General features: G+C 45.4%; 17 protein-coding genes. 12 read left to right on the top strand and 5 right to left on the bottom strand.

The features are described 5' to 3' along the window. Positions 1-79 precede the first annotated feature (79 nt). Positions 80-1,327, bottom strand: a complete 1,248-nt coding sequence (hisS, locus tag ACLWOR_RS16705) for a histidine--tRNA ligase (RefSeq protein ID WP_413941942.1) — start codon at positions 1,325-1,327, stop codon at positions 80-82. A gap of 114 nt (positions 1,328-1,441) precedes the next feature. On the opposite strand from hisS, the gene ACLWOR_RS16700 reads away from it, so the two are divergent. The 5 genes from ACLWOR_RS16700 to ACLWOR_RS16680 all read left to right on the top strand — a co-directional run bounded on the left by ACLWOR_RS16700 (position 1,442) and on the right by ACLWOR_RS16680 (position 5,152). Continuing rightward, positions 1,442-1,891 carry a DUF3299 domain-containing protein gene (locus ACLWOR_RS16700; RefSeq protein ID WP_413941941.1) on the top strand — a complete coding sequence of 150 codons (450 nt, stop codon included), beginning with the start codon at positions 1,442-1,444 and terminating at the stop codon, positions 1,889-1,891. A 14-nt stretch (positions 1,892-1,905) separates the two neighbouring features. Then, complete coding sequence (locus ACLWOR_RS16695; protein ID WP_413941940.1) at positions 1,906-2,400, top strand: ZrgA family zinc uptake protein; 495 nt, start codon at positions 1,906-1,908, stop codon at positions 2,398-2,400. Between the two features lie 13 nt (positions 2,401-2,413). Continuing rightward, positions 2,414-3,082, top strand: a complete 669-nt coding sequence (locus ACLWOR_RS16690) for an ABC transporter ATP-binding protein (protein ID WP_413942177.1) — start codon at positions 2,414-2,416, stop codon at positions 3,080-3,082. After that, on the top strand, positions 3,082-4,347 hold the full coding sequence (locus tag ACLWOR_RS16685) for an ABC transporter permease (protein WP_413941939.1): 1,266 nt from the start codon (positions 3,082-3,084) through the stop codon (positions 4,345-4,347). The genes ACLWOR_RS16690 and ACLWOR_RS16685 overlap by 1 nt, the downstream gene beginning before the upstream one ends. A gap of 199 nt (positions 4,348-4,546) precedes the next feature. Further along, positions 4,547-5,152 carry a hypothetical protein gene (locus ACLWOR_RS16680; protein WP_413941938.1) on the top strand — a complete coding sequence of 202 codons (606 nt, stop codon included), beginning with the start codon at positions 4,547-4,549 and terminating at the stop codon, positions 5,150-5,152. A 1-nt stretch (position 5,153) separates the two neighbouring features. On the opposite strand, the gene ACLWOR_RS16675 is transcribed toward ACLWOR_RS16680, so the two are convergent. Further along, positions 5,154-6,152, bottom strand: a complete 999-nt coding sequence (locus ACLWOR_RS16675) for an LLM class flavin-dependent oxidoreductase (protein WP_413941937.1) — start codon at positions 6,150-6,152, stop codon at positions 5,154-5,156. Between the two features lie 297 nt (positions 6,153-6,449). Here ACLWOR_RS16675 and ACLWOR_RS16670 point away from each other — a divergent pair, with 297 nt between their 5' ends. Then, positions 6,450-7,031 (top strand): outer membrane beta-barrel protein, encoded by a 582-nt coding sequence (locus tag ACLWOR_RS16670; RefSeq protein WP_413941936.1) that lies wholly within the window; start codon positions 6,450-6,452, stop codon positions 7,029-7,031. 71 nt (positions 7,032-7,102) lie between these two features. Here ACLWOR_RS16670 and ACLWOR_RS16665 read toward each other — a convergent pair whose 3' ends face one another. The 3 genes from ACLWOR_RS16665 to ACLWOR_RS16655 are packed head-to-tail and all read right to left on the bottom strand — an operon-like array spanning position 7,103 to position 12,368. After that, on the bottom strand, positions 7,103-8,932 hold the full coding sequence (locus tag ACLWOR_RS16665) for an adenylate/guanylate cyclase domain-containing protein (RefSeq protein ID WP_413941934.1): 1,830 nt from the start codon (positions 8,930-8,932) through the stop codon (positions 7,103-7,105). An 8-nt stretch (positions 8,933-8,940) separates the two neighbouring features. Next, positions 8,941-10,557: a hypothetical protein gene (locus ACLWOR_RS16660; protein ID WP_413941933.1), complete on the bottom strand. Its 1,617-nt coding sequence runs from the start codon at positions 10,555-10,557 to the stop codon at positions 8,941-8,943. Further along, positions 10,557-12,368, bottom strand: coding sequence for a FecR domain-containing protein (locus tag ACLWOR_RS16655; protein ID WP_413941932.1), 1,812 nt, complete (start codon positions 12,366-12,368; stop codon positions 10,557-10,559). The genes ACLWOR_RS16660 and ACLWOR_RS16655 overlap by 1 nt, the downstream gene beginning before the upstream one ends. Positions 12,369-12,485: 117 nt before the next feature. On the opposite strand from ACLWOR_RS16655, the gene greB reads away from it, so the two are divergent. From greB to ACLWOR_RS16625, 6 genes are all read left to right on the top strand, one after another. After that, the gene (greB, locus tag ACLWOR_RS16650) at positions 12,486-12,959 is read left to right on the top strand and encodes a transcription elongation factor GreB (RefSeq protein WP_413941931.1); all 474 of its coding nucleotides are present in this window, start codon (positions 12,486-12,488) and stop codon (positions 12,957-12,959) included. Between the two features lie 108 nt (positions 12,960-13,067). Continuing rightward, a complete protein-coding gene (locus ACLWOR_RS16645) occupies positions 13,068-13,538 on the top strand; it encodes a DUF3465 domain-containing protein (protein WP_413941930.1) in 471 nt (156 codons plus the stop codon). Next, the gene (locus ACLWOR_RS16640; protein ID WP_413941929.1) at positions 13,520-14,497 is read left to right on the top strand and encodes a YheT family hydrolase; all 978 of its coding nucleotides are present in this window, start codon (positions 13,520-13,522) and stop codon (positions 14,495-14,497) included. The genes ACLWOR_RS16645 and ACLWOR_RS16640 overlap by 19 nt, the downstream gene beginning before the upstream one ends. Positions 14,498-14,526: 29 nt before the next feature. Beyond that, positions 14,527-15,885 carry a DEAD/DEAH box helicase gene (locus ACLWOR_RS16635; RefSeq protein ID WP_413941928.1) on the top strand — a complete coding sequence of 453 codons (1,359 nt, stop codon included), beginning with the start codon at positions 14,527-14,529 and terminating at the stop codon, positions 15,883-15,885. Between the two features lie 2 nt (positions 15,886-15,887). Beyond that, the gene (locus ACLWOR_RS16630) at positions 15,888-17,393 is read left to right on the top strand and encodes a flippase activity-associated protein Agl23 (protein WP_413941927.1); all 1,506 of its coding nucleotides are present in this window, start codon (positions 15,888-15,890) and stop codon (positions 17,391-17,393) included. Further along, on the top strand, positions 17,390-19,609 hold the full coding sequence (locus ACLWOR_RS16625) for a transglycosylase SLT domain-containing protein (protein WP_413941926.1): 2,220 nt from the start codon (positions 17,390-17,392) through the stop codon (positions 19,607-19,609). The genes ACLWOR_RS16630 and ACLWOR_RS16625 overlap by 4 nt, the downstream gene beginning before the upstream one ends. The last annotated feature ends 39 nt before the right edge of the window (positions 19,610-19,648 follow it).

Here is a 19,648-nt window from a genome sequence, read left to right as displayed (position 1 = left end):
CAGGTTCTTTTCGTGTCGAAAAAACGGGATAAAAAAAAAGGAGCATCCGCTCCCTTTTTATTTTGTATATCGTAAAATATTACTTTTGAAGATGTGCAATGATCTGCGTGCGATCCACGGAGTCCTGCTGACCTGTTCTCAAGTTTTTGCAGGAAACTTTTTTGTCGTTCACTTCAGATTCACCCAAGATCAAAACAAAGCCTGCGCCCATTTTGTCGGCTTTTTGAATGCGTTTTCCCATTTTGCCTGACATCAAGTTCTCTGTGCGGATACCTGCAGAACGCAACTCGTGAGCAAGAGCGATACTTTCAAGCTCACCTTTTTCATCAGCGCCGATCACGGCAACGAAGAGATCGTTTTTGACTGCGAGTTCTTTTGGAGTCAGATCTGCCAATCGGTCTATGCCGGCTGCCCAGCCCACGCCTGGAGTTTTAGGTCCACCCATCATTTCGATCAAACCGTCATAACGACCCCCAGCCAAAACTGTTCCTTGCGCTCCCAACTTTGAAGTCGTGAATTCAAAAACAGTGTGGCAGTAGTAGTCAAGACCGCGAACCAACAATGGATTTACTTTGTGAGGTATTCCAAGTTTTTCGATACCAGCCAAAACTTGTTTGAAAAATTCTTTCGATTTTTCGTTCAAATATTGTTCCAGCTTCGGAGCATTGGCGATGATTTTGCGATCACCTTCGTCTTTGCTGTCCAGAATGCGCAGAGGGTTTTTCTCCAAACGCACTTTGCTGTCTGCCGACAACGATTCTTTGTGATCAGTGAAGTATTTTACGAGAGCTTCTCGGTTCGCCGTGCGGCTCTCAGCGTCGCCCAAAGTATTGATCTCAAGCGTGCAGTCTTGTGAAATTCCGATTTTTTTCAGAAGATCCCAAGCTAATGCGATGCACTCGACATCAGAATACGGGGACTCATAACCTAAGCATTCTGCACCTAGTTGGAAAAATTGACGGTAACGACCCTTCTGCGGGCGTTCATAGCGGAACATAGGACCTGAATAGTAAAATTTCAGCGGTAAATTTTGGGATAAGCCCTCAGAAATAAAAGCACGTGCAACGCCGGCAGTTCCTTCGGGACGCAATGTAAAACTATCTCCGTTACGATCTTTGAAATCGTAAGTTTCTTTGCTCACAACGTCAGAACTCTCGCCCAAAGTGCGGTGAAAAACTTCAGATGCTTCGAAGATTGGCGTCTCAATTTCGCCATAACCATACTTACGAGATAATTCGTAGGCTGATTCTTCGACAAAACGGAATAAAAGACTCTCATCTGGAAGGAGATCGCGCGTGCCTCGGGGACTCTGAAGTTTTTCACTCATAATTTGGCCTCAACTGTAGAAGTTTTAGTTATAGCAGAGTAGAGGGGGCGTCGTCTAGAAGAGAGCAGACTCAAAGTGATTGCATTTGTGAGAGGGCGGGTTTTTAATAAATATATGAATAAGTGGGTTCTTTCTGGTGTTTTCATTCTTGCTCTGGTTATGGGCGCCATGGCTTACCAACTCTGGTCTTCTTCAGGAGGTCCGGTGAATGGTGTTGAGGTCGATTGGCGTTTATTGGGCGATATGGATTACATCACAGGGAAGGCCACATCTGAGCTGAACGCTTTGAATGGCAAGGCGGTGAAAATCCCGGGCTTCATGGTTCCTCTTGAAGACAATCAGCGTGATGTCGTGGAATTCTTGCTTGTGCCAAGTGCGCAAGCTTGTATTCACGTGCCCCCTCCTCCTCCGAATCAAATGGTTTATGTGAAAATGAAGAAAGGTGTAGAAGTGGCGATGGGTCCGATCTGGGTCTATGGCACTTTGAATCTGGTAACGAAAAAATCAATGTATGGGGATGCGTCGTTCGAGCTTATCGGCGACTTTGTTGAACCGTATCGTTAATGAAAGGAGTTGCTATGATCAGTCTTCTTCTTGTGTCATTCCTATCAATGGCACACGCTGACGAACAGAAAGCTCAAAAAGCCCATGTTCACGGCGAAGCAAATATCAGCATCGCGTTTGATGGGAAAAAAGGACGTATGGAATTCCATGCGCCGTCGGAAGCCCTTTTTGGTTTCGAGCATGAAGCTCGCTCGGCAAAAGACCGAGCAAAAAAGGATCAAGCCATGACCAAACTCGAAGAGAAAATGTCCGAGATGGTTGTTTTGGCTCCTGAGCTGAAATGCGAAATTAAAAAAGAAATTTCGGAAGTGATTCAATCCAAGGATCACGGGGATGTGGACGCTGAGTTCAATATCACTTGCGAACAACCAGTGGTAGGAACAACGGTCCGCTTGCAGTTTGCAAAAGTCTTTCCTGGAATTAAAAAGGCAAAGGTTGATGTGATTGCAGGTGACGTCCAAAAGTCAGTGATTGTGAAAAAAGGCGGAGAAAGTCTTGAGCTTAAATAGTCCTCTGATCGAAATGAAGGATGTGCGCTTTTCCTATCCTAATCAAGGAAAGGACACGCTTCATATTCCAGAATTCACCGTCAAAAAAGGTGAAGCTGTTTTCATCTATGGTCCAAGTGGAACGGGGAAGACCACCTTCCTTGAACTTCTTGCGGGGGTTTTACAACCGACACAAGGTGGACTCAACATTCTGGGGCAGGACTTTACCAAGCTTAATTCCTCAGCGCGGGATGCGTTCCGAGCTGAACATATGGGATACGTTTTTCAGAGCTTCAATTTGATTCCTTATCTTTCTGTTCGTGAAAACATTGAATTGCCTTTGCATCTCAGTGCTGCTCGTCGCTCACGCGTGGGGAACACTGTTGATACAGAAATGGTGATTCGTGCTTTGTGCGGAAATTTGGGAATTGCGGATCTCCTAGATAAAAACGTGACAGAACTCAGTGTAGGGCAGCAACAACGAGTAGCGGTAGCGCGGGCTCTTTTAGGAAAGCCTGATTTGCTCCTCGCAGATGAGCCGACATCCGCATTGGATACGGATCATCGTGAAAAATTTCTGAAGTTGTTGTTTGAGCTCGCCGAACTTTATGGGACGACGGTGATCTTTGTATCACATGATCGTACAATTGAAGGTTTGTTTTCTCGATCTCTTTCATTGTCCTCAATTAACAAGGCGGTGTGATGGTTTTCTTTCGTCTCGCGGTGAAATCTCTTAGAAATCGCATCTTAGCAACTACTCTCACCGTGTTCGCGATAGCATTAAGCGTGACGCTTTTGTTATCCGTCGAAAGAGCCCGTCGTGCAGCCGAAGATGGATTCACGCAAACAATTAGCAAAACCGATTTGATCGTCGGTGCCCGCAGTGGCCCGTTGCAATTGTTGTTATATACAGTTTTCAATATGGGGAACGCGACCCATAATATTAATTACGAAACTTATCAAAAAATTCGTCAAAATCCTGCAATCGAATGGACGGTGCCATACTCTCTGGGTGACGGTCATCGAGGCTTTCGTGTCGTAGGAACCAATGAAGATTTCTTTAAGCACTACCGCTTCCGCGGCGACAAAAACATCGCTTTTCATGAAGGCCATGCATTTGAAGGTCTCTGGGATGTGGTGATCGGTGCGGATGTGGCACGCAAACTTTCATATCGCGTGGGTGATCGCATTGTAGTAGCTCACGGTGTGACGAAAGAAGAAGGCGTTCTTAAGCATGACGACCGTCCCTTTGTGATTGTCGGAATCATGGAAGCGACGGGTACTCCACTTGATCGCGCCGTTTATATCAGCCTCGAAGGTATGGAAGCTTTGCACATTGATTGGGAAAATGGATCTGTTCCAGCTGCTGGAAAAGTCACTCCAAACTCATTGATTAAAAAAGAAAACATGGTGATTGGAACCATCACTTCGTTTTTCGTAGGTGCCAAAAGCCGTATCGATACCTTGCGCTTACAGCGCGAGATCAATAACTTCAAAGAGGAGCCACTTCTAGCAATCATTCCGGGGGTCACTCTGAGTGAGCTTTGGAATGGCCTTTCCTATGTCGAAGGGGTTTTGAAAATGATTTCCTGGATGGTTGTGATCGTCGGTTTCATGGCAATGCTCATTGCATTGACGACGACGCTGAATGAGCGCCGTCGTGAAATGGCGATTTTGCGCGCAGTAGGGGCGGGGCCTGGAAAAATTTTGGGTCTTTTGGTATTCGAATCCGCTGTCTTAACTCTGCTGGGAATTGTATTGGGGTTGGTCCTTTCAACGGCTCTCTCTATGGTGTTACGCCCTTGGCTGGAAACAGAGTTTGGTCTTTATCTCGCCGGTCCCTTGTTCACCAAAAAGGAACTGATTTATTTGCTGATTACATTGATTGGCGGAATCTTAGCTGGTTTGATCCCAGCTCTTCGCGCGCAAAGCCTGTCATTGAAAGACGGGCTCAGCATGCGAGTCTAACAAAAAATTAATCTTGATTCCGATACCCCGTCTTCGATTTTGGAATGACGGGGTTTTATTTTTTACCGATAGAAATTCGCGATCCGACTAAATAGTCGAAAATTCTGTACAAAATCCGTGATTCAAATTCCAAAGTGTTTACGACCCCTCTGGCACTTTCCTTGCGAAAGGGAAGGTCATTCAGTTTTTAGGGGTGGTTATGAAAGCTCAGTTCGTTGAAAAGTGCTTAGAAGTTTTAGTGAAGGACCAAAATATTTCGTCTGAGGAACTTGTGAATTTCCGTTCTGCTCACGGGGATCAACCGGATTCCATTTTTCTGTTTTTCTTTTTGGTCTTTATGTCGAAACGTGGCGTGTGCTGGCCGAAATTTCTCGATGAACTCGAAAATCTTTTCTTTCAAGCTCGTGATTCTCAGGAAGAATTTTTAATCAAAACCGGTTTCTTAGAGCCGATCTACAATATGATGACCAGTGGTCGCTTTGATCGAACATCCATTTACCCTCATCTGGGGCCGCTATCTAAAAAGTTCATCAATGAAGAAGAACAGTATGATCGCAACCCTCCCATCATTGTGAGCCGTCGCAATGCTCAAGTCGAAGCAGTCGTTGAAGCTCTTTGTCGCCAGCAAAAGATCAAGCCACGTGAGCTCAATCTTTTACGACTTAAAAATTTAAATGTGGACGATGGAAATTTCTTGTTCGCGATTTTGCGACATTTGATGATTCATCCCGAACAAACGAACTGGCGAGTTCTCTTGAATGGCCTTGAAGAGATAAAATCAAATGAAAATTGGAAGAGGAAGTAGTTCATTTGGCAACTTCGGCGATCAGCTTGAAAGATTTCAGACGATCTTGGAAGTCATAAGCGTCAGACACAATGATGAGTTCATCGGCCTGAGTTTCATCGATTAATTTCTGTAAGCCTTTTTTGACAGTTTCTGGACCACCGATCACTGAAAAGCGCAGTTTGGATTTTACGAATTCTTCTTCTTGCGGGCTCCAGAATTGGCTCATGTCGTGAGTCGGTGGCATCAGATTCACGCGTTGATTGCGAATGATGCCCAGGAATCTTTGATACAATGTCGTGGCAAGTAATTGAGCTTTTTCATCTGTGTCAGCGGCAATCACTTGCACTCCCACCATCACGCGTGGAGCTTTCAGAACTTTTGAAGACATGAAGCCCACGCGATACAAATCAAGAGCCTGCATCAACATTTCAGGAGCAAAGTGTCCCGCAAAAGCATAGGGGAGTCCTTCACTTGCGGCTAATTGGGCGCTGTAAAGGCTTGAGCCGAGAATCCATATCGGAATATTCAGTCCCATGCCTGGGATAGCACGCACTTTTTGTCCTGGTTCTGCAGGCGCGAAATAATGTCGCAGTTCTTGAAGCTGCAAGGAAAAATCAGGTTCTGCGCCTTTCATCTCACGACGAAGAGCTCGCATCGTCCACCCGTCAGAGCCGGGGGCTCGTCCTAATCCTAAATCAATTCGTCCCGGAAAAAGTGTTTCCAATGTGCCAAACTGTTCGGCGATTACCAGTGGCGCGTGATTCGGAAGCATAATGCCACCAGAACCCACGCGGATTTTTGAAGTATGAGCCGCCACCTGACCAATCAAAACCGACGTGGCAGCACTGGCGATGCCATCGAGGTTATGATGTTCTGCCAACCAATAACGTTGATATCCCAAAGCTTCGACATGTTTGGAAAGGGCTAACATGTTTTTGAATGCGTCTGAAATGGGCTTTCCATCAGCGATAGGGGCTAAATCTAAAACAGAGAGTGAAACATCAGAGAGCTTTTTCATAGAAAAGTGTCCTTGAATCTGAAAATACAGTTTTATTCTACGCCTCATTTAGGGACCTGTCTGGTTTTTAAAACTTTGGTCGCCGAACCTTGGGAGGATGTGTTGCGGAACAGTTTTACTACCCCTTGTCCGAATTCCTATATTTTGGAATTTTCAGTATCTGCTTTCGGACGTCTTATCCATTTTGAGAGCCTTTAGCGACATCAAGTCTGTTTAACGCGGATTTGGCCATGATTCCTTCCTGGTCCGGTCTTTGTAATTGGGGAAGCTCATAACAAACGTTCGGAAAGGAACATTATGAAAACCAAGATCTCTTCATTTATCGCCGTGGCATTGATGTCTTCAACTGCATTGGCTCAGTCACAAACTTCAACAATGCCAATGCCTCGCTCATATATCTCTGCAGAAGGTATTCGCGTTGGGCTCGTGAAGCCAATGCTTGATATGGAACTCAAGATGAGTGTTGGTGGTGAATCATCAACTGGAAAAGCCAAAGTAGATGATGGCATCGGTGTGGCTGTCGGTTATGCTTATTTGCCAATTCAAGATCTAGGCTGGAGTGCGAGCTTTGTCCATTCTGCTGGCAAAATTGAAAGTTTGAACATTGGAATTTCTAGGATTGAAGGAAATTTGGGACTGGCCTTCAACGAGTACTGCAACATTAAAGGTGGAATCAACCTTAGTAAATTATCAGGCGAAGAAGTATTTAATAAAATGGGCCCAGGGTTTGGTCTCCAAGCTGGCGTGGGTGTTCAATTTACGAAAAATATCGGACTTGATCTCAATTATTTATATTTGAATCAGATCGGCAATATTGATGGTGTGAATCTTATGTCAAAGCAAACAGGTTTTGAAGTGGGTGTGAACGGGACTTTCTAAGATCCTCTGCCAATAAAAAAGCCCAAGGGAATTTTTCCTGGGCTTTTTTTATGTTGTTCAGTTTGTTTAACTTAAGCAGCAGATTTGATTTTTACTTTGTCAGCGCCTTCAGCTTCGTAGTCTGAGTAAGCTGTTTTAATATCAACGTAACTGCCATCTTGCGCTTTATAGCCGCGCACTTTGTACATCTTCAAAGCTTCAGAACGACCTTTTACTTCTGCGGCACCAGCAAGCTCGACTTTGAAAGCATCGCCGACTTTGGCGATAACGTCGTCGGTAACCAGCAAGTCAGCACCGAAAGCTTTTGTTGAAGCTTCGATACGAGAAGCGGTATTGACCGTATTTCCGATAACTGTGTACTCCATACGCTCGTCAGAACCGATGGTTCCCGAGATCGCGCGACCGGCATGCAGGCCCATACCGATATTGATCGGTGGCTGACCGCGAGCTATGCGGGCTTCGTTCAAACCTTCAAGACCTTTACGCATTTCAAGGCAGGCATAAAGAGCATTTGCTGCATCTTGATCAGATGAACGAGGAGCACCCCAAACTGCCATGATCGCGTCTCCGATAAATTTATCGACGACACCACCACGTTGATTGATGATTTTAACCATCACGCCGAAATACTCATTCAGCATTTCAACGACTTCCTCTGGAGAACGTTTTTCAGAGAACGCCGTAAAGCCACGAATATCCGAGAAGAAGACGACCACATCCTTACTTTGACCGCCAACTCCAATGTCTTTTCCAATCAAATCTTCAGCAACAGAAGAGCCGTGGAACTTGGAGAAAAGGCTTTTTACTTTATCACGCTCTTTCAGACCCTCAGTCATGTGATCAAACGCTTCAGCCAAATCGCCAACCTCGTCATGAGAGCGAACCGCCGCGCGGGCTTTCACGTCGAAGTTACCTTTAGAAACGAGATTGATCATCTCTGCCAACTTTTCAATAGGAGAAGTGAGCGTCATCGAAAATAAGAAAATACAGAAGATCGCCAACGAGATCGCAGATCCCGCAACGAAAATCGCTCGGCGTTTCACCTCGCGGGAGACTTCCAGAATCGTTTCCTCTGACGTTTGCGAAATCAGGCTGATACCTAAAGACGTTTTCACGGAAGCACCAAAGAATGTTTTGCCAGAGTCAGGTTCTGTGAACTTCGTTTGGAACTGTGGCGACTTTGTCTTTAAAGCCTTTTGCACAATCGGTGAATAGTTCATATCCATGCGGGCCATGGCTTTTTGCTCATCTTTGTGGGCGAGCAATTCACCATTGCGGTCAACCAAGAACTGAGTTCTCTCTGAAGGATCGGTAAATGGTTTTTCAAGAGGGGAGAGTGTGACATCGGCCAATGCGATATGCGTGATACGACCATTCTCATCACGAATCAGCGGAATACCAATAGTGAACATCGCGGGTGCTTTTGGATAGGAGGCATTTTTAAGCTCCACACTTCCTTGTGCAACTGAACGCACAGGGAATTTTTGCCAAGAGCGAAGGCTGACAAAATAAGAAGGCGACAAGTTGTACGGTTTTAGAACGTCTTCTTTCACGCGACGAGCGACCGTTTCAACGCTTGTACCGTTGAGTTTTAAAACCTCCAACGCGACAAAGTTTTTGTCCTTGGTAAAGTTCAGTTCCAAGTCATCCAGGCCATTGACGGGACCTGTTGTGCCCTTCATTAAAAGAGAAGCGCTGACACGTGTTTTATCAACAAGCGTCGTGATGATGTTTTCCACTTCCTTGGCTTTCGCAGCTGCTGACTCTAAGTTTGCGATATCGACTTGCTCGGAAGCTTTTTTCTCAAAGTATGCAGACGAGATGTAAGTGATCGTTCCAGTTGCAGCAACTAGAATCAGGATCGTGACGGAAATGAGTTTTGTTGAAATAGGTATTCTCATTTTATCCCCTAGAAAGCCCACTCGGCGAAAAGGTTGAGATAGTGTCCGATGATTGTGGACTGGTTCACATCACCTTCTTCGGCAAACGTATCAGTAGAAGAAATGGCTTTATAAGCTACGCGGTCTTCACGAAGAGCATAACCTACTAGGCCGGTAAAGTTCGGAGTGAAGCGATAGCTTCCCATCACACCAAACTGAGTTGAAAGAGTCGGGTCAATGTCTTGCCCATTTGGCGTACTGATTTTCATCAGCGATAAGTACAGATGCGCATTAAATTGTAGACCGAGCTTTGGACTGAGCGAGTACCAATATTCTCCACCAAAGTGAGGACCCGCAGTTGTCACAGTTGAATACTCGTACTCGCCAGTGAAAAGATCCCCGATCGTTTCAGGCAACTGTTTAAAGTACGGCCCCATTTGTAAGCGCATCTCACCACGGTCGCCCATGGAGTAGCGATAAACGGCATTGAGCTCAACGGCAGCAAAAGTTTGAGTTTGTCCTTTAAACGAAAAACCACTGAGGTCCAAGATACCCAAAAAGCCCCAAGCTTTATTCGGATCAAACCAACCAGCTCCCAGACGACCCGTACCGCCCAAGACATCGTAGGAAACGATGGAGTTTTTTTCTGGGTTGGAACCCTGGAACTGCATTTGTGTCACAAGATAAGAGGCAATTCCGTACCAGCCCGACACACGCTCAATAGATTTTCGAACCAATGCTGTGTATTCGGCAGCAGGGGAGCGATCGCCGTTACGAACTGTGAAGCCTTGATTTACAATTGGAGAATCTGGGCGCAAATCTGATTTGGCTTTAATCGCGACCTGATATTTACCACCAGGCCATTTTTCGTCAAACGCCAAAGAGTCTGTTTGATAATTTTCGAATGTTTGAAATTTGTCCCATTTTTTCGTTTGTTCGTTGTATTTTAGAATATAAACGTCAAAGCCCGTCACATGATCTGGACGCTTCCATGTCAATTCACGCACGAATTCACTTTCAGGTTTCGTAATTTCTGGTTTTGCGATCGGCTTACCCAGCAATGAAAAGTTGGCAACAGATGTCGCTTCACTCTCAATGCCTTCTGGACTACGAGCCAATACTTTCCAAGTATAGTTTTGCGCAACAGGAACTTTGGCTTTAAATGAAGGCTCCTTCAAAGTTTCGTCAATTGTGGTTTTGCCGTCTTCCGAAGTCAGAATAAAACGATAAGATTCCGCCCCACCAACAGCAGCCCACTTAAAATCCACATTCATTTCGTCTGTGGCATCTGTTTTGATTTTTGCATCTGGGGCCGGAGATTCGGTTTTGACGATATCAAGACCGACGTTGAAATCACTTGGCTCAGACCAATCACCCGGGACACCACGATAGTCGAACGATCGCAAACGCATGAGGTATTTACCTGGCGTCAAACGTCCATTCCAATCCGCGACTTTCACTTTGAAATTAAATATTTTTCCAAAGGCGCCGTCTGATTTAACTTGTTTCAGTTCTACTTCGTAGTGTTTAGCTCCCTCAACAGGTTCCCATTCGAAATTGACAAGACGACGATACGGCTCCGCCCATACACTCGGGGAGTGCAAAATGAATCCTAAAATGAAAAGTACCGGAAGGATTCTCAACATCAATTCACCTTGATTTTCTTCAAAGTAGGCGCTTTGAGGTTGGACTTATCTGGAACCAATAATTTACGAGGCGATGCCGTTTCACTTGCACGACCATGAGCATCGACCGCTGAAATCTCAACATCATATTCACCCGGCAACAGGTTTTTCAAAGACGTTGAAGTGCTCGCATATTTCGTGCGTTTTAATTCTTTCCCGTTTTTGCTAACAACCAACCAGTATTCTTTAGCTCCCTCAATCGGACTCCATTCCAGAGTCGATTTTCCGTCCATTGAAGCTTGCAACTGTCCTTCAAATGGCAAGAACTGCGGGGCTTTTAAGAGCGGCAGAGGGTTGACATCCAAAGTTTGTGGTGGCGTTGTGCCTAGAACTTGACCGTCTTTATTAACAGCTTCAATGGAAGCAATATAGCGGCCTGGTTTTTCAACCTTGGTTTGGAATTTTGTTTCTTTCACTTCGATGGGTTGGACCTGCGAAGGATCTTGATCAGCACCGTATAGACGAACGCGCCACAATGCGACCTGATCATTTTTGTCAGCTTTCCAATTTAGACCCACTTGTGGAGTGTCTGTATAATATTGAGTGAACGAAGACTCCGGCATATTAAAGCTCACTTGAACTGGAACCACTGGTGGAGGCTCCACCTTCACCTGCACTTGCTCAGGTTCTTTCACTGTGAACTTTTGAACTTTGCCAAGCAGTGGTTTATCTGAATCCACATAGTATGAACTCATACGCCAGAAGTATGTTCCTGGCTTCAAAGATGGCAACGTGAAGCTGTCTTCTTTTTGGAATGACTTCGCTGTTACACGATTTTTAAGTGATGGATCTGTCCATACTTCCAAAGTCATCTGACGGGTGTCATCACCTTTTTGCCATTTAAATGTCATATCAAATGGTGATTTATCCGCAGGGATTTGCGCATCTGCCGTTGGGAAGACAACAGTCGGCGCATAACGAGCTAAGATCTCAGTTTTATAGACGTTACTTTCTTGGAGGACTTTTCCTTCAGGATTTGTCGCGACAAGTTTATAATAGTGACGACCAAACGGCAAAATCGCAGACAGCTCGTTTTTCTGAGCTTCCGCGGTTTTGACAGCTTTCATTTCTTTACGAGTCGGTCCTACCCACAACGTGACTTGTGAATTTGCCGGGAAGCCTTGCCATTTAAATGGCACAGGTTGTGGAGACTCGGCATCCATTGCTACTGGCTTTTGCGGCAACGGACTTAAGATTTTGATAACCGATGTCGAGGTTAAATCTTTGCTCTTACCGTCTTCAGTTTTCAGAGAAGCTTTACCTTCTAAGACTTGGACATCGACAGAGTTGCCTTTGCCTTTAGAAAGTGAGGCAGAGGCTTGCGAGAGATCGACTTTACCGTTCGCAGAATTCAAGACAAGTCCCGGAGCCGCAGGATCGCCATTTCCTTCTTTGGCATTGACGAACAAGCTACCTTCCATCAAATCAAGGGCGATTTCGCCTTCGGATTTTTTGATGACGATCAGTGATTCTGGTTCGAGATCTAAATAACGGTCCGAATCAGCAAATTGAATTCGCACCTCGCCTTGTTCGGAAGTACGAATTGCTTCGCCATTGTAAAGCGGCTCACCCGTGTTGACGATTTGCCAAAGAAGGCGAGAAGACGGACGTCTTTGGATGTCGTTCATCACACGGCCCACATAAGCTAATGGTTTTTCATTGGAGTTTGACGAGTAGGAAGAATCAGTGGATTGATACCAAAACCAGGTGCCGAGAAAAACGGATGATGAAATAAGCGCAGCAAATAACAGACGTTTCCATTGGGTTTTCATCAATCCTCCTACGTCTGTTTTTCGGAAAATATCATGAGATAATTAATAGACCTTAAGTCTAGAGACGTCTTACAGAAGACCTAGCTTCTTGGCCTAAGTTGGATTAAGTTAGGGGGCATGAGCGACAAAAACTACATCACGCCAGCTGGACTCGAAAAACTCAAAGCCGAATATCACGAATTGATGCAAGTCGAACGGCCTAAGGTCGTGGAGATTGTGGCGTGGGCTGCGAGCAACGGAGATCGCTCCGAAAATGCCGATTATCAATACGGTAAGCGTCGTTTGCGCGAAATTGATCGTCGTGTGCATTTTTTAACCAAGCGTTTGGAAGATGCGGAAGTTGTCGACCCTCTCAAAATGAGCGGGGAAAAAGTCCTGTTTAGTGCGACGGTTACTTTGGCAAATGAAGATGGTGAAGAAATCGTCTATCAAATCGTCGGCGAAGATGAACTTGATCCTAAGGCGGGCAAAATTTCTTGGCGTTCTCCTGTTGCCAAGGCGTTGCTCGGAAAAAAATTGGGCGATGAAGTTCGCTTGGTAAAACCCTCGGGCGAGGAATTCGTCACGATCGAAAATGTCGAATATAAGTAAAATTTTCATCAAGATTTGATGAGGATTCGAATCATTTCTGCGTCATCAAGATAAATGGTTGTTTTTGTTGCTTCATCAAGGGAGACTCCCTCGCGTTGAGGGGGAATCATGAAAAGAGTTTTCATCTGTAGTTTGCTACTGGTTATGTCATTTGCAACGGCGGAGGCGCGCAAGCCTTGGGATCACCGCAGAGATCCAAATCCATCATTTGGTGAAGAGCCAGCTGAGGGAACTCCAGACGCCGATATTATTCGTGCAGTAAACGGTCGCAAACGTCTCAATTTCGTCGAAGGTTCAGGAATGGTTGTGACTAAAGTTCTGCCTGACGACACGAGCGGTCTTAAACATCAAAAGTTTTTTGTTCGATTAACAAATGGTGTTGAAATCCAGGCTGTGTATAATCTTGATATGTGCCCGCGTGTGCCAGTGCAAGTTGGCGACACTGTGGCCATTGGTGGAATGTTCTTGTGGCTTGGTAAGCACGGAATGCTACACTGGTTACATCACGATCCAAAAGGCAATCGTCCTGCTGGATATGTTGAATTGGATGGGAAGTTCTATTGCAAAGACTGGCGCTAAATCCATGTGATGCTCCCGTTTGGGCCAACAGTGGCCACGGGCAGACTATTGCAGGACACTTTCTTAAATCGCCAGTTCTTCCAACAAATGGACAGAAATTTAAAGTCGATCTTCCTGATGGGGATCGACTTTTTTATTATGTGCGTGAAGGCCACAGCGATTATGTCGTTGCTCTTTTTCACGGACTTTCTGGTGATGTGACATCAGATTACATGCAAAGAACCGCTTTGATTTGCCAGGAGCTGGGCCATACGGCAGTTCTTGTGAATCACCGTGGAGCAGGTGAGGGTGTTTTAGAAGCCAAGCGACCGTATCATTCCGGTAGCACTGAAGATATGTCGGTGGTTTTGCGTCAATTGCGTGCTCAATTTCCCAGCAAAAAAGTCATCGCCGTTGGTTATTCGTTAAGCGGAAATATTTTGCTTTCCTTGCTTGGTGGATTTCGTACGGATGAGCGTCCTGATGGGGCCATTACCGTCAATGCTCCGCTGCTTCTTGGAAAAGGCTCGCTACTTTTGCAAAAAGGTCTGAATCGTCTATATGACATTCGCTTTGTTTTGCGTTTGCGCCGCTTGATTGAAGAAAAATATCGCCATGGCATCATCAGTGAGCGATACAATGTGCCTCCGTGGGCGACGTTGTATATGTTTGATGAAATTTACACAGCACCGGCGTCTGGCTTCCGCAATCGCCAGGACTACTATGATCAGTGCTCATCCATTCAGTATGTGCATCAAATTCAGACTCCAACGTATGTGCTTACCGCAGCTGATGATCCGTTTATTGACGTTCAGGACTATCTAGGAGCTTCATTTTCTAAGCACTGCCAGGTGCATATTGAAAAGCGTGGCGGGCACATGGGCTATATTGCAAAAAATCCAATTTCTCAGTGGGGACATCGTTGGTTGGATTATTACCTATACGAAGCTCTTAAGGCACTCACTCATACCTTGACCTGATTTTAGGCTCCCTGTTACAAGTTTTCTCTATGACCAAAATCAAATTTACGGATATGCCCCTTGTCGCGCCTTTGCAATTTGCACTCAGAGAATCGGGCTATGAAAATCCGACGCCAATTCAAGCTGAAGCCATCCCTCACATTCTCGAGGGCCATGACCTGCTTGGTATCGCGCAAACGGGCACCGGTAAGACGGCGGCCTTTTCTTTGCCTTTGCTACAAAATCTTTCTAAACACTCTGCTCGCACAGAACCCAAACGCCCACGTGCGCTTGTTTTAGCGCCGACTCGCGAGCTGGCAATTCAAATTCATGAAAGCCTTGAAACTTACGGCAAACATTTGAAATTGCGCCACGGTGTGATCTTTGGTGGTGTAGGTCAGGGTAATCAAGTCAAAGCTTTGCAATCAGGTGTCGATGTGTTGGTGGCAACGCCAGGGCGTCTGTTTGACTTGTTAGAGCAAAAATTTGTCTTTCTTGATAAAGTTGAAGTTTTCATTTTGGATGAAGCTGATCGCATGCTCGACATGGGATTTTTGCCAGATATTCATAAAATTTTGCCGCTTCTTCCAAAGCGTACCCACAATTTGTTTTTTTCTGCGACAATGCCAACAGAAATTCAAAAGTTGGCGCACCAAATTTTGCGCAATCCAAAAACAGTGCAAGTCACACCTATTGCCACGCCGGCTGAGAAAATCGAACAGAGTGTGATGTTCGTAGAAAAACCGAACAAGCTTTCCCTGTTGTTGAAAGTTTTAGAAGACAACACCTATTTCAAAGTTCTGGTTTTCGTTGATATGAAACATGCGGCTGATCGTATCGTGGATAAACTGGTCAAGGCGGGCATTCCGACAGCAGGTATTCACGGTGATAAATCACAAGGGGCTCGTCAACGTGCGATTGAAGAGTTCAGAACTGATAAAGTTCGCGTCTTGGTCGCAACCGATATTGCTTCGCGCGGTCTTGATATCGACAACATCACACATGTGATTAACTATGACTTGCCTCATTTGCCAGAAAACTACATTCACCGCATCGGGCGCACGGCGCGGGCGGGAATGGAAGGCAAGGCTTTGTCATTCTGTACGGGTGAAGAAAAGTCATTCCTTTTTGCCATTGAAAAAACCATGCGCGTGAAAGTGAATGTGATCACGGATCAACCGTTCCATTCAGAAGAGGCCTCTAACGCTCAAGTTGTGAGTGTTGGAAAAGCTAAAGCCGCTATTGAAGCTCGTCGTATCGAAGCTCGTAAGCAAAACTTCAACCGACAACGTCGGCATAAAGCCAAAACTGAAAAGTCAGGCGGTGGCGCAGGTGGGAAGCCTGGTGGCGGCAAAGGCGGCGGGAAAAAGGGTGGTAAGAAAAAGCCATTCATGGGCCGAGGAAAATAAGAATGAACAGAAAGCTTTCGTTCTCTCGGTATCATGGCTTTCTTTTGTTCGTTCTGGTTCTAGCCGTTGTCAGTCGTTTTCTGTTTCTAACCAATAAGCCTGTGCATTTTGATGAGGGCATCAATGGTTGGTTCGTCATGCAAATGACGAAAACTGGATTTTATAAATACGATCCAACCAATTATCACGGGCCTCTGTATTTCTATTTATTGCTTATTTTGGAATTATTCTTAGGTCGCAGTGTTGCGACATTGCGTGCACTGCCGTCTCTTTTTGGTGTGGCCAGTGTTTTATTTGTCGGCTGGGATTTCTTTGCTACTCGTAAAGTGCGTGTGCCGCTCGTTCTATTTCTTCTGCTGAGTCCGGCATTTTTATTTTTTGGTCGCTCAGGTATTCACGAAATGCCTTTCGTTTTTTTTCAACTCGTCGGAGCCGTGGGGCTTTTACGTTGGATTGAAAAGAAAGACACGACTGCCTTTAATCTTGTGATCGTAGGCCTTTGGGGCGCAATGCTTCTGAAAGAAACATTTGCGGTGACAATGTTTGCTTGGGGTGTGGCGTTTTTGACCTTGGGATGGGCTGAGATCCGCGCGTTGTTTGCAAAATCGACGTGGTCGCAGGTTTGGAATCGTCAAACGCGTTTATTGTCGTTGTCACTCTTGGCTGCATTTGTTTTATTCTTTACGGGGTTTATGGCGAATCCGCGTGGTATTGTCGATTTCTTTGCGGCGTTTTTACCATGGATGAAAACAGGCCATTCTGGAAACGGGCATGAGAAAGAATTTTTGTATTGGGTGAAGGTTCTTGTCGAGGCCGAACCGCTGGTGATTCTCGGAATGCTATGTTCGGTGCCGGGGGTTTTTGCGAAAAATAAATCTCTGCGCGCCATCAGCGTTTTTTCTTTGGTTCAATTTTTTATTTATTCGATCATTCCTTATAAGACTGTCTGGTGTATTCTTTCATTAGTTTGGGGATTCTATTTCGTCTTAGCGTATTCGCTTAACGAAGTGAAGCACAAGGCGTTGAAGATTGCTCTCTGGACGGCCACCATTGCTTTGGGATTGTTCCAATTAAAAAGCGCCTACCAATCCGTCTATGCGCAGCCGATTCGCATGGAGCATCCTTATGTTTATGTGAATTCGACATATGAGATGAAAAATTTGACCGAGCTTATTGAACAGGGATTTGCGCGACACCCTGAATGGGGCAAAGAAACAATTCAAGTCGGTATGCGTGAGCAATGGCCATGGCCATGGGTTTTCCATTCTCACGACAATCTCGATTACAACCAATGCGGTCAGTTCGTAAAACCAGATGCATTGGTTTATTTCTGCGACTTGGTGGACACAGCCCATCTGGAGTCGCAATTGCAACTTCCGTATATAAAAATAATTGTGACATTCCGCCAAAGCAAAGAAGCCTCTGTGGTTTATTTGCGTGCGGCGGAATTTGAATCTCTTTATCAAGGAAATTCCGTACGTATTGAGCCTAAGAAGGGGACACCATGAGAGTGATGATTTCTGTTTTTGGTTTGCTGGTATCAAGTTTTGTTTTTGCAGCGGACGTACAAACGGTTGATTTGCAAAAGGACTTTACCAAACAAAAAATCACACATCTTTATGAAGCTGCGGTCCCGACAAAATCTTTGTCACCACTGGCGCGCTTGAAAGACGACGAAATTCATCTTCGTTGGAACGAATGCTTGAAGGATGCTCCAGGAGTATACAAAAAACAAACCGAGGTCCGCGGTTGGGTGGCTTTGACGTGGCTGCACTGCTTAGAGAAAGCACAACAAAAGAAAAAAGATCTGGCGGCCGTCGAGTCTGTGGTGAATCAGCTCGAAAAAAATTCAGATTTATTTTTTATCGGCCCGTGGTCCAATGACTTATGGCAACAGTGGGCTGGCTTTCAATTGTCCGTCTTAGAAAACAAGGTCAGCAAAAAGGATAAAAAAGCAGGTGCTGCTTTGGATCGTCTTTTGGGTTATCCATCGCGGATGACCAGTGAACAGCGGTCGTTGGCTTATCAGTTATTGGGCGACCTGGCTTTAGCGCGCACCAATTATCCGGAAGCTCTAGCGATGTTCCAACAGGCTTCAGACGCCAAGGAAAATAAGTACGTTTCGGAAAAAATTGAATTTCTAAAAAAAGCTTTGAACAAAAATACTGAAACCGCTGCGAAATCGACAAGTGATCTGAGCGGTGATGAAGAAAAGTTAGAGGCTCGAATTCAACAGGGTCTTAAAAACGGAGAAGCTGTCGCCGCGATCAAAGATTTGGTATCCTTGCTGAATCAATATCCGGGCAGCCAGGCTGCGCGCCGCTGGAAAGACAAGCCACTTGAAGTTTACAACGGAATTTCTGATGCGATGGCTTCAAGCAAAGCTTTGAATGAAATGTCGGAAGCGGACATCAGCCGTTTATTGGATTGGGCTCAGAATCTTCACCGTCGTGGCGATTATCAAGGTGCGATGACACTAGCGAAAAAGATCGCTGAAAAAGCACAAACGTCGCCTGCGGCAACTTCAGCACTTTGGATTTCAGGGCGATGTGCGCACTTTTTAGGTCAGTATGATCAAGCATTGGAATCGTTTTCTCAATTGATGAAACTCCATGCCGGTTCCGAAGAAGCTTCTGAAGCTTTTTTCCGCTCGGCTTTGATTTATTATCGCAAAAAAGAATTTTCAACATCAGCAGCACTTTTAGAAAAGCTGCTCTCTCGTAACGTCGATCGTTATGATTTGTTGGCGCAGTATTGGCTGGTGCGATCTTTAGAGCAAGTGAACAAGGATCGTGCAAAGAAGGCTTCAGCGGAACTCGTTGCGGAGTATCCGTTTTCTTATTATGGCTTGCGCTTAAGTGCGGAAGCGAACAACGGAAAACTTTTGTGGCCGGAGCAAAAAGATAAAGTTCCTACTCTAGATCATCAATTTTTTCTCGTCGGTACACAGAAAAAAGCCTGGAATCGATTTGTGATTCTGTCCCAAGCCGGATGGGTCGGTGAAGCACAAAGTGAGTGGAATCAGATTCCGTCACTGAAGGATCCAACGTTGCAAATAAAAATGGCGGAATTTTTGGCTTCCCGCGATCAGTACATGCTTTCGATTCGCTTGTTAAATGCGGGAATGGAAGCAGATCCACGTTTACGCCGTGAAGAGTTCGTAAAAATTGGTTACCCGAAAATTTATGAGAATTTGTACAATGAACAGGCGCAGCGCTATGAAATGGATGCCACTTTGTTGCGCAGTTTGACCCGACAGGAGAGTGCCTTCAACTTGCGTGCGATTTCGACATCGAATGCGATGGGGTTGATGCAAATGATTCCGCCGACGGCGCAGGAAATTGCCAAAAAATTGGGACTTAAAATTGAACTTCCCGACGACATGTTCCGCCCGGAAATTAATATTCCGATGGGTTCATTCTATGTCTCCCAGATGTTAGGCCAGTTCAAAGGAAGCATTCCGTTCGCCCTTGCAGCGTATAATGCGGGTCCCTATCGATTAAAGAATTGGATTGAGGGCCGCGACGATATAAAGTCTCTTCCAGAAAAAGGAAGTCTTTCTCCTGAGGATGAGTTGTGGTTTGATGAGCTCCCTTGGACGGAAACGAGCTTCTATGTGAAAGCCATCTTGCGCAATATCCTGATTTATAAGATGGCCGAAGATAAAAATTCAGTGAATTTTCCGGCCCAATGGGCGGATTTGCTAAAGAAAAAGGCAAAATAAGGGAGATGTTTTATTGAAAAAGCCTCCCGAGTTGGTTAG

Source organism: Bdellovibrio sp. HCB2-146, assembly GCF_047345725.1.
Taxonomy (GTDB): domain Bacteria; phylum Bdellovibrionota; class Bdellovibrionia; order Bdellovibrionales; family Bdellovibrionaceae; genus Bdellovibrio.
Note: the sequence above shows the minus strand (reverse complement) of the source record. Positions and strands in the feature narration are given on the sequence as shown.